Origin of the sequence: Falsiruegeria litorea R37, from assembly GCF_900172225.1 — a bacterium.
GTDB classification, from domain to species: domain Bacteria; phylum Pseudomonadota; class Alphaproteobacteria; order Rhodobacterales; family Rhodobacteraceae; genus Falsiruegeria; species Falsiruegeria litorea.
In genome coordinates, this window is record NZ_FWFO01000002.1 from 364491 (window position 1) to 376999 (window position 12509).

Genomic DNA, 12509 nt, shown 5'->3' on the forward strand with positions numbered 1-12509 from the left:
AATTGTTTCTGATAAGCTTCTGCCAAAATGTGGTGACGTTTGGGCTCACTCAAACATCCAACTCCTCCACAAACCGCGCGTTCTCCTGGATGTACTGGAACCGCAGTTCGGGTTTCTTGCCCATCAGGCGTTCGACCAGGTCTCCGGTTTCGCCCGGTTCGTCCTCGTCAATCGTCACCCGGATCAAAGTGCGGGAATTCGGGTCCATCGTCGTTTCTTTCAGGTCCTTGGCGTCCATTTCACCAAGACCCTTGAAGCGCGAGACGTCGATCTTGCCCTTGCCGCCCAGACCCTTTTCCAGCCACGCGTCCCGTTCCGGCTCGTCCACGCAATAAACGCGCTTGGCGCCTTGGGTCAGGCGGAAGAGGGGCGGGCAGGCCAGATACAGGTGGCCCGCGTCGATCATGGGCCGCATCTGGGTGAAGAAGAACGTCATCAACAGCGCCGCGATATGCGCCCCGTCGACGTCCGCATCGGTCATGATGATGACCTTGTCATAGCGCAGGTCATCGACGTTGAATTTCGTTCCCAAGCCAACACCAAGCGCCTGCGTCAGGTCGCTGATCTCGGCATTCGAGCTGAGCTTTGAACTCGCCGCGCCCAGAACGTTCAGGATTTTACCACGCAGGGGCAGCAGGGCCTGGGTCTTGCGGTTGCGGGCCATCTTGGCCGAGCCACCGGCCGAGTCGCCCTCGACAATGAACAGCTCGGTGCCTTCACGAGTGTTCGACGAACAATCGGTCAGCTTGCCGGGCAGGCGCAGCTTCTTGGTGGCTGATTTGCGGGCGGTTTCTTTTTCCTGTCGCCGCTTCAGGCGTTCTTCGGCGCGCAGGATCAGGAAGTCGAGGATCGCCCCAGCTGATTTCGTATCCGCCGCCAGCCAGTTGTCGAAATGGTCGCGGACCGAGTTTTCGACCAACCGCTGCGCCTCGACCGTGGCGAGGCGGTCCTTGGTCTGGCCCACGAATTCCGGCTCGCGGATGAAACAGCTGACCAGAGCGCAACCGCCGGTGATCAGGTCCTCACGCGTGATCTGAGCGGCTTTCTTGTTGTTGACCAGCTCGCCATAAGCCTTGATCCCCTTGACGATCGCCGCCCAGAAGCCGGCCACATGGGTGCCGCCTTCGGGCGTGGGGACGGTGTTACAATAGGACTGGATGAAGCCATCGCGCGAGGGCGTCCAGTTGATCGCCCATTCCACCTTGCCGGGCGTGCCGAACTTTTCCTTGAAATCCACGGTGCCGCCAAAGGGCACGTCGGCATAGGTGGAGGCGCTGCCCAACGTCTCGGTCAGGTAATCCGACAACCCGCCCGGAAAGTGGAAGGTGGCGTTTGTGGGCGTCTCGCCATCGTCGATTTCCGATTTCCAGCGGATTTCAACGCCCGAGAACAGGTACGCTTTGGAGCGGATGGATTTGAACAGGCGCGCGGGTTTGAACCGGTGGTGGCCAAAGATCTCTTCGTCCGCGTGGAAGGTGACGGTGGTGCCGCGCCGGTTGGGGGCCATTCCGACCTTTTCAACCTTGCCCAAAGGGATGCCGCGCGAGAAGCGTTGTTCAAACAGCTCTTTGTTGCGGGCGACCTGTACGACCATGGAATCAGACAGCGCATTGACGACAGATGCGCCCACACCATGCAGACCGCCAGAGGTCTCATAGGCATCGCCCGAGAACTTGCCGCCCGCGTGCAGGGTGCACAGGATCACCTCCAACGCGGATTTGTCGGGGAACTTGGGGTGCGGATCAATCGGGATGCCGCGCCCGTTGTCGCGGATGGTGATGGCGTAATCAGCGTGCAGCTCAACCTCGATCCGGTTGGCGTGGCCAGCGACGGCCTCGTCCATCGAGTTATCGAGCACTTCTGCCACCAGATGATGCAGCGCGCGTTCATCCGTGCCGCCGATGTACATGCCGGGGCGTTTGCGGACCGGTTCCAGCCCTTCGAGCACCTCGATCGAGGAGGCGTCATAGGTTGCGGAGGGGGCTCCGCTCAACAGATCTTCGGGCATGTCGCTGCTCATGTTCTTGGGCTCTTCTTTGGCAGGTATTATGGCAGGTGATGTGGTTGGGGGGAAGGGGGGCGCAGGGTGTTGTGTATAACTTCGCATGTCCGCATTTGGGGCGAACTGCCACTGGGTGGATGATTTGCGTTGAATGACAAGGCTGTCGGTCGAGGTTTCGAACGCCACTCGTATTTTGGTCAGCCTGCTGTGGTGCGCGCGGTCTCCTTGCCCAGGTGATCAGAATCACGCAAGCTCTGGATCATGTCACAACCCGATCCCAACTTTGCCGCGATACCGGCCAATGAGGCTGACGTCATCCGTGAGTTGAGCGTCGAGAAGTCCGTGGAAACGGTGCGCAATATTCCTGCTACAGTCTTTTCCAATCTGGGCATCTGTTGTCTGACCTTCATGGCCAGCCCAACCTGGGTCATCGCCTCTGGTGCGGTCTATGCCTATGCATTGATCGTGTTTCACAATGCCCTGTTGTTGCGCCTTTACATGTATTTGCGGCACAAACCACGACCCAGGCAGGTTCGACAGCGGACCCATCGCTTGTCGGCGTTTGTCTCTTTGCTTGGTGGCGCGGCTTGGGCGGTCTTCATCCTGCTGGTTCTGGCGTCTTCTCCAACCGACGTTGCCTTGCTGATTTCCATTTTCACTGTGGCCACATCCATTGGAGCGCTCGTCATTTCGCCGAGTTCTCCGGCTATCAGCTTGGCTTTTGGGTTGCCTATCCTGACGGCCTTTGCTTTTGGAGCAGGTGCGTTTGGGCACTTTAGTCCGGTGTTGGCTGCCATGGTCTGGATCACTGCCATGGTGGGGGTGCCCGGATTTGCGGTGACCAATTCGCGTACCGCCTGGGATCGCGCGCGTCTGCATGTGCAGATCGCCGAAGAACGCGCCGAAAGGCTGGCCATGATGGAGCAACTGTCCGAGCGGCTGGGGAAATACATCTCTCCACAGCTGTATCAGTCGATCTTTGTCGGTACGCAAAAGGTCGAAGTTGCCGCGCAGCGCAAAAAGCTGACGGTCCTGTTTTCGGACATTGTGGGGTTCACCACCATAACCGAACGGTTGGAGAGCGAGGAACTGACGGCACTGCTCAATCAATATCTGACCGAGATGTCCGAGATCGTGTTGCAGCATGGCGGAACTCTGGACAAGTTCATTGGCGATGCAGTGGTTGTCTATTTCGGCGATACCGATGACGGTAGAACCGCTCAAGAGAACGCGATCAGCTGTGTTCAGATGGCGCTCGCGATGCGGGCACGCGTGTCCAAGCTGCGTCAGGCATGGCGGGAACAGGGGCTGGACGACACCCTTGATCTGCGCATTGGGATCAACACCGGGTTTTGCACGGTGGGAAATTTCGGCTCGGATCAGCGAATGGACTACACGATCATTGGCAGCGAAGTTAACCTGGCTGCGAGGTTGGAGGCCGCGGCAGAGGCTGGAGGGATCCTTTTGGCGCAGGAAACCCATGCGCTGGTCAAAGGGGTAATTCAGACGGAACCAGCTGGAACCGTGACGGCAAAAGGGTTTTCGCGTCCTGTCGAAACCTACCGCGTTGTGGGGGTGGCTGACGGCACATGCGCGCTTGATCAAAGCGCTTCGGTCACCTTTGCCAAAGACCCCGCGCAGATGACCCCGTTGGAAATGGAAGCCGCGCGCAGCACGCTAGAACAGGCGATGCGACGACTGGAGAACTGAAAGACTTGGAGAGGTCTACGAACAGCTGAAGTCTGACTTCACCTTCTAGGTCTTCGGCTGTTTGCAACCTGATGGCTGACGGGACCTCAACGAAGTGATGGTTTTGGACAGGTGCTAGCGCAGCGTGACAACAGGCCGGGTCATCTCGCTGATCACCTGCCCGGTGTTGATTGCGCGGTAAACAGGATGGGGCGGCCTGCTGGCGCCATCCACGGTGCGGCTGATCCAGTCATGGTCTTCCAGTGTTTGCAGCGACTGTGACAGTGCGCGATCCGTGATCGACCCCAGCTGTTGCTTGACGGTGGTAAAGCGGCTGGGACGTTTCAGCGTCGTCAGGATGGGCAGGGTCCACGACCGGCGCAGCAGTGCCTTGTGTTCACCTGGCACTGCATGAACCCGATGCGCCAGCTGGGCGGCCACCTGTCCTTTGGGCGTTAATCGAAACTCTGGACGCAATGGGTGGCCATGCCCAGGGTTCCGTTCCAACAGTCCGATCTCGATCAGATGGGCCAGGCTTTGCGCAAATGCCGTCCTGCTGGCCCTCGTTGCAGACAACAGCGGTGCTTGGCGTCCCGGAACACCGTCATGAAGATGTGCGAGAATGGGCAGTGCCCAAGCCCGAGAGGTGATGTTGACAAGTAGATTTATGTCCATAAAGTATAGTTAGTATATTTTGCGTCGAAAGGAAAGTTGATGTCGCTCGTTTCATTGGAAAACACCATTACCCTCGCCATGTCGGTCAAAGACCGCCATGCAAGCGCCCGTTGGTATCACGACATGCTGGGGTTCGAGGTGATCTATCATGCTGATGAGGCTGGGTGGTCCGAAATCCAGACCAAAACCACGGGGGTGACAATCGGACTTGGTGAGCAGGCCGAACCGGCGCCGGGCAATTGCGTGCCGGTGTTTGGTGTCGCTGACATAGACAGCGCGCGGCAAGCACTTGAGACGGCAGATGTCACCTTTGACGGCCCCACGGATGTGATCGAGGGGATGGTCAAGACTGCCACGTTCTATGACCCTGACGGCAATGCGTTGATGTTGGCGCAGGACCTGACCGGGGCAGCCTGAGGGGGCAAGGAAATTGCGCCTCGCGGCCCGCGGGATATGCCGCTAGGGTTCGCCCAATCAGAATTCTGTCAGGTGAGGAGGCGACATGAGCTGGATTGAAACCGTTCCGTTCGAGCAGGCAACAGGCAAGCTGAAAAAGCTCTATCAGCGGGTGACGGGCCCGGACAACAATGTGGACAACATTATGATGTCCCATTCCCTGCGGCCCCACTCGATGGAAGGGCACATGGTGCTCTACAAGAACGTGCTGCACCACACGGGCAACAAGATCCCGAAGTGGTTTCTGGAAACGCTTGGGGTCTGGGTCAGCGCGTTGAATGGCTGCGCTTATTGCGTCGAACATCACTTTCAGGGGATGCAACGCCTGTTGGGGGACGAACCGCGTGGTCTGGCGATCCGCGCAGGCATTGAGGCGCGCGATCTGACGGATGTGCCGCTGGACGAGCGCCAGGTGGCAGCCATGCTCTATGCCCGCAAGCTCACCGAAGCTCCAGCCGAAATGGTCGAGGCTGACGTGATCGCCCTGCGCAATGTGGGCTGGGACGACGGTTGCATCCTCGAGATCAATCAGGTGAGCTCTTATTTCTCTTACGCCAACCGCACGGTGCTGGGGCTGGGTTGTTCGACCAAAGGGGACGTTCTGGGGTTGTCACCGAACAATTCCGATGACCCGGGCGATTGGGGGCACAGCTGAAGCGAAATTGACTGTCTTGGGTGGCAGCCTTGAAGCCAGGCTGCGAATTCCTATTTGGGCTCCAACATGTGAAACCAACTGTTGGGGCCTTTTCTGATGCACACTCTTTTACTGGCGTTGGCCCTTGCACTTGGGTCGACAAGCGCGGGTGGGCCAAAAGTCGAGCCTGCGCAAATGGTTGAACAGCAGGAATTTGTACCTGGCATGGTGATTGTCCAATTCAAGGATGCGTCACGGGCACAAGAGACGATCAGGATACTGGAGCAGTACGAAGAGATCACTTTCGACAGAATGCTGTTTGACGATGATGCGCTTCGGATCGGCCTTTTCACGGTGCCACAGGGACAGGAACAGGCCTACGTCGAAAAGATCGGCCAGATGGATAATGTGGACATTGCCGAGTTGAATGGGATTGGCTCTTTCAACTGATCCGGCCAGAAAACTGCACACAAGGCCCGCCTCGGGTGATGCCGCGCCTCGCCGCAGGCGAGGCGCCCGGCCCAACGCCGCAAGGGCCCGTCAGGGCATGCAACGGGGGCGGGAGCGCATCCGGGTCAGGATCCGCCGCCAGCTTCCAGAGCACGGACATGGGCCGGGCGGGCTTCGATCATCTGGGTAAAGCTTGTGAGACCCGGGTATTCACTGCTGCGACCTAGGCGTCCAACGATACTGGCTGGAAAGCTCAACATGATGTCCGCGGCTGACAGATCGTCCAGCACAAAATGGCCCGAAGGGCGCAAGACGCTTTCCATATAGTCGAAGTGGTTGGTCAATTCGTTCTGGATGCGCGGGTGCAGCGGGGCACCTGCATCGCCGAGCATCCCGACATACAAGTTCAACAGGATCGGGGTCATCACCGATCCTTCGGCGAAATGCATCAGCTCCAGATGATGCCAATGCGAAGGTGTCCCTGCTTCGGGCACAAGGTTGGGGCCATAAAGCGCGCAGAGTACTTCGACAATGGCTGCGGATTCCGACACCATCTGACCGTCGATCTCTACCACCGGCGACTTTCCGAGCGGGTGAACCGTCAGCAGCTCGGGCGGGGCCAGGTTGGTCTTGGCATCACGTTCGTAGCGGATGACCTGATAGTCGATACCCAGTTCTTCGAGCAGCCAAAGGATGCGCAGCGAGCGTGAGCGATTGAGATGGTGAACCTTGATCATGAGGGTGTTCCTGTCTGCGGTATCCAATCGAGAATGGCTTGCGCCACGGCCTGCGGGTTCTGGTGGATCAGCCAATGATCCGTTTCAGGTATGGTAACCCGCGTCAGCTCATCGGCAAACTCTTCCAACCCTTCGGTCGACTGCGGCAGAAGGGCCTTGTCATCCGGTCCCCAGATCAGCAGATGCGGGCAGCGCACTTGCAGCCGGTCCAATGGCAGCGGGGCAAGGTCCGTGATTGGCTGACCCGGGGCGGCCACCCGAAGCGGCGAGGCGCGGTACCAGTTCAGCATGGCGTTCAACCGTCCGGGTCGCGCCCATTCGGCTTTGTATTTGGCCAGCGTCGCTTCATCCAACCAGTCCTGTCCCAGGTGACGGCGAAAGAACGTCTCTAGTCCGGCAAAGTCATTTGCGCTCATCACCTCTGCCGCTTCTGGTGATCGCAGCATGTTGATGTATTGAGACGCCTCCGATTGTGCTCCACCTGCTGCCATTTCCCGCTGAAAGGGAACCGGGTGCACACCATTGGCGATGATCAGACGATCGACCAGCGCAGGCTTGAACATCGCCAACCCATAGGCCACGGCCGCGCCCCAGTCGTGGCCTATCACCGTGACCGGGTCGCCAAATTGCTCGATCAAGGCGACCATGTCGCCCACCAGGGCCGAAGTCACATAGTTTTGGACTCCTTCGGGCGCCCAGCTTTGACCATAGCCACGCTGATCTGGAGCCACACAGTGGAACCGTTGTGACAGGTGCGGGGCCAGATCCCCCCACGCGCCGCCATATTCGGGAAAGCCATGCAGCATCAGCAGGGGTGGTAGCGATGGGTCGCCCCAGCTGCGCACAAAGAACTGGTGGCCATTCAGATCCAAGAACTTGCTCTGCATCTGTCTCTCCTCTCTCGCGCCTGATTTGATCAGTCAAGCAGGCTTGGTGCGTCATGGGAATGATACTTTGTCGTGACCTTTCGTCAGGGTGGCAGGCAGGTGTCAATAATAGCGACATATGTGTCGAGAAAATATGTGCCCTTTGCCCATCTTTGATACGGATCAAGGCAGGATCACGCGCGATTTGCTAGGCGAAAGGCGACATAATAAAGGGACCAAAAAATGGCGACAGTGACTTCGATCGAGACCACAAAACCGACCCCCGAACCCGCCAAGGCCGCAGCGGCCGAGCCGGTCAAGACACCGGGTAAGAAACCGGTGGAATCCGAAGCGGAAAAGATCCGCAAGGCGTTCGAAAGTGGTCACTATCCCTATGCCCGTAGAATGGCACGTCGTGCTTACGAGGCTGAGAAAGCCAAGCTGCAGGCGGAATTGTTGAAGGTGCAGCACTGGGCTCTGGAAACCGGGGAACGGTTTGTCATGCTCTTCGAAGGCCGGGATGCTGCCGGCAAAGGCGGCACCATCAAACGCTTCATGGAACACCTGAACCCGCGCCACGCGCGTGTTGTTGCCCTGAACAAACCCACGTGGGAAGAAAAGGGGCAATGGTATTTCCAGCGCTATGTTCAGGAACTGCCGACCACCGGTGAGATGGTGCTCTATGATCGGTCCTGGTACAACCGCGCGGGCGTTGAGCGGGTGATGGGGTTCTGCGAGCCGACCGAGTATCTGGAATTCATGCGCCAGGCGCCAGAACTGGAGCGGATGCTGGTCCGCTCGGGCATTCGTCTCTACAAATACTGGTTCTCGGTCACGCAGCCCGAACAAAAGCGCCGGTTCGATTCCCGCGCAACCGACCCGCTAAAACGCTGGAAGCTCAGCCCGATCGACAAGGCGTCGCTCGACAAGTGGGACGATTATACCGAGGCGAAAGAGGCGATGTTCTTTTACACTGACACCGCCGACGCGCCCTGGACCATCATCAAATCAAACGACAAGAAACGCGCGCGTCTCAACTGTATGCGTCATTTCCTGTCGACGCTGGATTATCCAGGCAAAGATCTGGATGTCGTTGGCCAACCCGATCCCTTGATCGTGGGTCAGGCGCACCATGTCATCCACCGATCAGATCACATCCTGGGTACCGCACTGCATCCCGACCAGCGGCAGAAGTAACAGATGGGGCAGGCGGCCCAAGGGGCCGTCTGTTTTCTTGGGGCCCTGACCCTAGAGCACGTTGGACAAAGCTCGGAAGAGGGGCCGCAGTTTGGCCAATGTCTCCGAGATCGCTGCAGTTGGGGCCGTAAACTGAGGCTCTGTCAGATCATTCCAGAGGGTCAGGGATTTACGCCGCAACAGATCTCCCCTTGGGTGATCCTTGTCATAGGCAGCGGGGAGGCGTTTGAGTTCGGGATCAGACAGGCGAAAACCCTCACCAGTCAATGCGTGGATGGCGTCGGACAGGTTTGCCCCCAACGGTCCATCGACCCCCGCGCGCCACCTGATCAGCGCGGTCTTGTCAAAGCCCATGATACCGCCGCCCACGCTTACATATTCCAACCCGATCCCGAAAAAGAGCGCCGGCCGTGTGCCGTCGCCCGGCATCATCCACAGCATGTGCAGATGCGTGTTATAAGGCGTCTTGTCCTTGGAAAACCGAATGTCCCGTTGCGGGCGGAACAATTTGGTTGTGACGCCGCCACCGACCCGAGCTGCAATCTGCTCCAACAGGTGTTGTGCCGGGGTTTTCAACTGCTGCTCATACCGCGATTTATTCTCGTTGAACCACTGGCGGGTGTTGTTTTGCGCAAGTTCGGACAAAAAGGCACGAGCTTCGGGAACGAGCTGTGAAAAGGGATCAGGCATAAGCGACCTCCGGTTGTCGCTTTCACGGTATCACAACGATATTTTGGGGGAAGGTGCAGGCTGCCTCTTGCGTGTGCAATTTGCGGACCCTAAGCCTGTCTGGTGAGTAGAATGATGACATATGGCGGGCATGCCCGCGCGATCGCAATCCTGGGCCTGCCGTTGGTCGGCGGGCATTTGGCGCAGTTTGCAATTGGCCTGACGGATACGGTCATGCTGGGCTGGTACGGGGTCGAGGAGCTGGCTGCTGTGACCCTCGCGGGCAGCTATTTCTTCATCCTCTTCATGCTGGGCGGTGGTCTGGCCATGGCGATCATGCCACTGGTGGCAGCGTCCGACGCCCAGGGCGACGACACCTCGATCCGCCGTGTGACCCGCATGGGGCTGTGGCAGACAGTGATGTTTGGCGTGCTGGCCATGGGGATGCTGTGGTGGTCCGAGCCGATCTTGCTGCTGCTCGGGCAGAAGCCGGATGTTGCTTCGCTGGCTGCGGAATACCTGCGTGTCGCAGGCTGGGGGATCTTTCCGGCGCTCTGGGTCATGGTGCTCAAATCCTATCTGGCAGGGCTTGAGCGTACGCAGATCGTGCTGTGGATCACCGTTCTGGCCGCAGTCGTGAACGCCATCGGCAACTATGCTCTGATCTTTGGCAACTGGGGCGCGCCCGAGTTGGGGATCATCGGGGCCGGGATTGCCTCGGTCTTGACGCAACTGGTGTCGTTGGTCGCGGTGATCATCTATGCCCTCAAGGTTTTGCCGCAGCATGCTTTGTTCCAACGCTTTTGGCGCCCCGATTGGGAGATGTTCGGCAGGGTATTCAAAATTGGCGTGCCCATCGGCCTGACCAACCTGTCCGAAGTTTCGATGTTCGGAGCTTCGGCCATGATGATGGGTTGGCTGGGCACGGTGCCGCTGGCCGCCCATGGGATCGCGGTGCAGCTCGCCTCGGCCACCTTCATGGTGCATCTCGGCCTCAGTAATGCGGCGACAATCCGGGCGGGCAACGCATACGGTCGGCAGGACCGCCCGCATATGGCCAAGGGAACCGTGGTTGTGACCGTAATTTCGCTGGCCGTGTCCGCCATCTCGATGGTGGTGTTCCTGACCTGCGCAGAGCCACTCATCGGGTTGTTCGTGGAAAGCGACGAACCAGATTTGGCGCAGATCCTGGCCATCGGCACTGGTCTGCTGGGCATGGCGGCGCTGTTTCAGTTGGTGGACGGCGTGCAGGCCATCGCGCTTGGCGTGCTGCGCGGCGTTCAGGATACCGCAGTGCCGATGGTGATGGCAGCACTCAGCTATTGGGCGGTGGGGATCCCGGCATCATATGTCTTTGGTTTCATGTTCGGGCTTGAAGGGATCGGTGTGTGGCTGGGGCTTGTTCTTGGGCTTGCCTGTGCCGCGGTGCTTTTGATGGCGCGGTTCTGGGGGCGTTCGATCAAACAGGTGGGTGCGGCGTCTATGGCCTGATGCGGGCGGGTTCACGGCAAATCTTCCGAAAATACCGTGAAAACATGCCAAGTGATTTAAGCACTTAGGCGACGCGGCTTTAACATTTGAACAAGTTTTGCCTCTAGGCTCCCCAACAAGAATATTGGGGGATGCCGCGTGGGCGAGATCAACAAACAGCTGAAAGTAGGGAAGGCCGTCGACCGGTCCCTGGCTTATGAGCCAAGCGAACAAGAGCAGATGCTGGATGTGATCAACCAGATGGAGCAGGGGATCCTGGTCTGGTCCCCTGATGGTGTGTGCGTGCTGCACAATGACCGCATCTTCGAAGTGCTTGAACTGGGCCCCCGGGACTTGCAGGTGGGAATGACCCGTGAAACGTTTCTGAGCATCACGGTGGCCCAGGGTGTCATTACCGCCGAGCGCAAGGCCGAGGTGCTTGAGTTGTTCAAGACCGGTCAACCGTTCCATTTCGACCGGGACATGCCATCGGGCAAGGTGATTTCATCCTTTGCGCGTCCCTTGCGCCATGATGGCTACGTCGTGACTTTTACTGATGTCACGCAATTCCGCCGCGACGCGGCTGATCTGGCCGATGCCAAGCAACAGGCGGAGATCGCGGAATCCAAGGCCAAGTCGATGTTGGCCAAGGAGCAGGCCTGGCGGGCCGAGGCCAAGTTGCTGGCAGATCTCGATGAATGGCTGCAAAGCTGTAAGACCTTGTCGGAACTCTTTGACGTTGTGGCCAAATTCATGACCAGCATGCTGCCGGAAACGCAGGGAGAGCTCTATATCTACTCCAATTCCCGCGATGTGCTGGATGGGGCCTGCGCCTGGGGCGGCGGCCAGGCGCACGACCACATTGCGCCGGACAGTTGCTGGGCATTGCGGCGGGGGCGCGGTTATCGGTTCGATGCGCGCGGCATCAGCTTTCGCTGTGGCCACGTAAACGACCACCCGACAACGGGCGACGTCGAGGATGCAATGTGCATTCCGATCGTGGCCCACGGCGACACTGTGGGGTTGTTGCATGTGACCTATCCGCTGGGAACGGACGCGCAAGTTGCCAAGGATGGATATGACTTTGCCCTGCAATGCGGCGAACACATCAGCCTGGCCATCGCCAACGTCAAGCTACGGGATGAGCTGCACGACCAGAGCACACGTGATCCGCTCACCCGGCTCTATAATCGGCGTTACTTTCTGGAAGCGATGCGCGCCGAACACGCAACAGCCGCGCGCAAGGATCAACGCTTTGCGGTGCTGTCGTTTGATGCGGACAAGTTCAAGGCGTTCAACGACAATCACGGGCACGATGCAGGCGATATGGTGCTGCGCGCCATCGGAGACCGAATGCACGAACTCTTTCAGCATGGCGAGACGCCCTGCCGTTTTGGAGGAGAAGAATTTTCCGTTCTTCTGCCGTGTGCAGACGCGGACATCGCTATGGGGGTGGCCGAGGTGCTGCGCGCAGGTATCGAAGACACCCGTATCCGCTATGGCGCAGAAGAGCTGCCGCGCGTGACAATCTCGATCGGGGTCGCTGTTTATCCGGATCACGGCAACCTGCCGCAGGATCTGTTGAACGCCGCCGACCGCGCGCTTTATGTCGCCAAGGCGGCGGGCCGCAACTGCGTGCGGTTGGTTGGGCGGGGCGCATAGCA

General features: G+C 58.9%; 12 protein-coding genes. 7 read left to right on the forward strand and 5 right to left on the reverse strand.

What is annotated here, in order from left to right; translation table 11 throughout:
- Positions 1 to 49: 49 nt before the first annotated feature.
- Entirely contained in the window at positions 50 to 2008 is a 1959-nt protein-coding gene (parE, locus tag TRL7639_RS15360; RefSeq protein ID WP_085796926.1) for a DNA topoisomerase IV subunit B, read from the reverse strand.
- Between the two features lie 255 nt (positions 2009 to 2263).
- Between parE and TRL7639_RS15365 the strand changes: the two genes are divergently transcribed.
- Complete coding sequence (locus tag TRL7639_RS15365; protein WP_085796731.1) at positions 2264 to 3712, forward strand: adenylate/guanylate cyclase domain-containing protein; 1449 nt, start codon at positions 2264 to 2266, stop codon at positions 3710 to 3712.
- Positions 3713 to 3826: 114 nt separating this feature from the next.
- On the opposite strand, the gene TRL7639_RS15370 is transcribed toward TRL7639_RS15365, so the two are convergent.
- A complete protein-coding gene (locus TRL7639_RS15370; RefSeq protein ID WP_085796732.1) occupies positions 3827 to 4366 on the reverse strand; it encodes a winged helix-turn-helix transcriptional regulator in 540 nt (179 codons plus the stop codon).
- Positions 4367 to 4405: 39 nt separating this feature from the next.
- Between TRL7639_RS15370 and TRL7639_RS15375 the strand changes: the two genes are divergently transcribed.
- From TRL7639_RS15375 to TRL7639_RS15385, 3 genes are all read left to right on the forward strand, one after another.
- Positions 4406 to 4783 carry a VOC family protein gene (locus TRL7639_RS15375; protein ID WP_085796733.1) on the forward strand — a complete coding sequence of 126 codons (378 nt, stop codon included), beginning with the start codon at positions 4406 to 4408 and terminating at the stop codon, positions 4781 to 4783.
- Positions 4784 to 4868: 85 nt separating this feature from the next.
- Positions 4869 to 5477, forward strand: a complete 609-nt coding sequence (locus TRL7639_RS15380; RefSeq protein WP_085796734.1) for a carboxymuconolactone decarboxylase family protein — start codon at positions 4869 to 4871, stop codon at positions 5475 to 5477.
- 96 nt (positions 5478 to 5573) lie between these two features.
- Complete coding sequence (locus tag TRL7639_RS15385; protein WP_085796735.1) at positions 5574 to 5906, forward strand: S8 family serine peptidase; 333 nt, start codon at positions 5574 to 5576, stop codon at positions 5904 to 5906.
- Positions 5907 to 6031: 125 nt separating this feature from the next.
- On the opposite strand, the gene TRL7639_RS15390 is transcribed toward TRL7639_RS15385, so the two are convergent.
- Both TRL7639_RS15390 and TRL7639_RS15395 read right to left on the reverse strand, forming a co-directional pair.
- On the reverse strand, positions 6032 to 6643 hold the full coding sequence (locus tag TRL7639_RS15390) for a glutathione S-transferase family protein (RefSeq protein WP_085796736.1): 612 nt from the start codon (positions 6641 to 6643) through the stop codon (positions 6032 to 6034).
- Positions 6640 to 7530, reverse strand: a complete 891-nt coding sequence (locus TRL7639_RS15395) for an alpha/beta fold hydrolase (protein WP_085796737.1) — start codon at positions 7528 to 7530, stop codon at positions 6640 to 6642. The genes TRL7639_RS15390 and TRL7639_RS15395 overlap by 4 nt, the downstream gene beginning before the upstream one ends.
- Before the next feature lie 222 nt (positions 7531 to 7752).
- Between TRL7639_RS15395 and ppk2 the strand changes: the two genes are divergently transcribed.
- Complete coding sequence (gene ppk2 / locus TRL7639_RS15400) at positions 7753 to 8706, forward strand: polyphosphate kinase 2 (RefSeq protein WP_085796738.1); 954 nt, start codon at positions 7753 to 7755, stop codon at positions 8704 to 8706.
- Positions 8707 to 8757: 51 nt separating this feature from the next.
- On the opposite strand, the gene TRL7639_RS15405 is transcribed toward ppk2, so the two are convergent.
- Positions 8758 to 9396, reverse strand: a complete 639-nt coding sequence (locus tag TRL7639_RS15405) for a TIGR02453 family protein (protein WP_085796739.1) — start codon at positions 9394 to 9396, stop codon at positions 8758 to 8760.
- A 114-nt stretch (positions 9397 to 9510) separates the two neighbouring features.
- On the opposite strand from TRL7639_RS15405, the gene TRL7639_RS15410 reads away from it, so the two are divergent.
- Entirely contained in the window at positions 9511 to 10866 is a 1356-nt protein-coding gene (locus tag TRL7639_RS15410) for an MATE family efflux transporter (protein WP_085796927.1), read from the forward strand.
- 138 nt (positions 10867 to 11004) lie between these two features.
- Positions 11005 to 12507, forward strand: a complete 1503-nt coding sequence (locus tag TRL7639_RS15415; RefSeq protein WP_235820397.1) for a sensor domain-containing diguanylate cyclase — start codon at positions 11005 to 11007, stop codon at positions 12505 to 12507.
- Positions 12508 to 12509 lie beyond the last annotated feature (2 nt).

What these genes read in the sequence shown, in the direction of transcription:
- TRL7639_RS15405 (WP_085796739.1), bottom strand. Translation starts at nt 9,396, where the DNA reads ATGCCTGATCCCTTTTCACAGCTCGTTCCCGAAGCTCGTGCCTTTTTG.
- TRL7639_RS15395 (WP_085796737.1), bottom strand. Translation starts at nt 7,530, where the DNA reads ATGCAGAGCAAGTTCTTGGATCTGAATGGCCACCAGTTCTTTGTGCGC.
- TRL7639_RS15390 (WP_085796736.1), bottom strand. Translation starts at nt 6,643, where the DNA reads ATGATCAAGGTTCACCATCTCAATCGCTCACGCTCGCTGCGCATCCTT.
- parE (WP_085796926.1), bottom strand. Translation starts at nt 2,008, where the DNA reads ATGCCCGAAGATCTGTTGAGCGGAGCCCCCTCCGCAACCTATGACGCC.
- ppk2 (WP_085796738.1), top strand. Translation starts at nt 7,753, where the DNA reads ATGGCGACAGTGACTTCGATCGAGACCACAAAACCGACCCCCGAACCC.
- TRL7639_RS15385 (WP_085796735.1), top strand. Translation starts at nt 5,574, where the DNA reads ATGCACACTCTTTTACTGGCGTTGGCCCTTGCACTTGGGTCGACAAGC.
- TRL7639_RS15365 (WP_085796731.1), top strand. Translation starts at nt 2,264, where the DNA reads ATGTCACAACCCGATCCCAACTTTGCCGCGATACCGGCCAATGAGGCT.
- TRL7639_RS15375 (WP_085796733.1), top strand. Translation starts at nt 4,406, where the DNA reads ATGTCGCTCGTTTCATTGGAAAACACCATTACCCTCGCCATGTCGGTC.
- TRL7639_RS15410 (WP_085796927.1), top strand. Translation starts at nt 9,511, where the DNA reads ATGACATATGGCGGGCATGCCCGCGCGATCGCAATCCTGGGCCTGCCG.
- TRL7639_RS15380 (WP_085796734.1), top strand. Translation starts at nt 4,869, where the DNA reads ATGAGCTGGATTGAAACCGTTCCGTTCGAGCAGGCAACAGGCAAGCTG.
- TRL7639_RS15370 (WP_085796732.1), bottom strand. Translation starts at nt 4,366, where the DNA reads ATGGACATAAATCTACTTGTCAACATCACCTCTCGGGCTTGGGCACTG.